Annotated in this window: 2 protein-coding genes; both read right to left on the reverse strand. The window is 61.4% G+C overall.

The window, feature by feature from the left end; genetic code table 11:
• A partial coding sequence (locus LPA54_RS33055) for a WXG100 family type VII secretion target (protein ID WP_228984433.1) occupies positions 1-303 on the reverse strand: 303 nt, incomplete at its 3' end.
• Between the two features lie 70 nt (positions 304-373).
• A complete protein-coding gene (locus LPA54_RS33060) occupies positions 374-724 on the reverse strand; it encodes a hypothetical protein (RefSeq protein ID WP_228984434.1) in 351 nt (116 codons plus the stop codon).
• Positions 725-927: the final 203 nt, after the last annotated feature.

Below are 927 nucleotides of genomic sequence, written 5' to 3' on the forward strand. Positions count from 1 at the left end.
GATGTCGCCCAACCGCTGCGAGAGGTTCTGCTCCGTGTACCGGTAGTTGCCGGAGATCTCGGTGAGCAGACCGGAGTGGTTGGCGAGCAGGGTCTTGATGTTCTGGACGGCGTTGTCCCATTTCGCCTGGACCTCGCTGTAGACGTCCCGGTCGTCACCGATCCAGCTGTTGCGGAGTTCGGCCAGTTCCATCTCCAGGTTGGCCAGAATGCTCATGATCGCCTGCGACTGGCTGACCATGTCGTCCGCCGCGCCTTCGGCATGGTTGTAGTCGACGTAGATGTAGCCGTCGGAGAAGTCCATCAGAGTCCTCGATTCACCGGGAAGAACGACGAGAGTTCGGGGGCTGGGGGTCCGCTGGGCGCGCCGGGGATCAGTTCGACGACGTGTTGGTGCCGTTGAGCTCGTCGAACACCTGCGTGGAGCGTGAGTACTCCGTGTCGATCGCGTCGCTGGTGGATCCCTGTACCAGCCCGTGTTCCGTGAGGGTGGTGTTGAGCTCGTCGACCATCCGGTCCAGGTTGATCAGGATGGTGTCGACGTGCTCGTCCCACTGCTCCAGCAATTTCTTGTACTTACCGCCGTCCACGCCCCCGTAATTCGAGGCGAGCGTGTGCGACGTGGACTGGACGTCCTGCTGACAGCGCTGATCACCGGTGAATGCCTGTTCCAGCGCCATGATCCCGTTACGGGTCGCGCGCTCTTCGGACTGCTGCATGGCCATGAGGGAACTCCCTTTTCGGTGACGCTCACCTGGCTTCGGCCCCCAGGTCCACTCCGTGGGCAGACAGAGTGTTCCTGCGATCGCGGATGATGCGCCGGGGTCATGGGGTGGCCAGATGCTATGCAGACTGCAACTTCTTTGGCAATTGCCTACGGAACCGCGAAGTCCGGGAGGGAGAAGCTCAATTGTGCAATGACTCGGAA

The sequence above is a fragment of the Streptomyces sp. DH12 genome (assembly GCF_020873895.1).
Classification (GTDB): domain Bacteria; phylum Actinomycetota; class Actinomycetes; order Streptomycetales; family Streptomycetaceae; genus Streptomyces.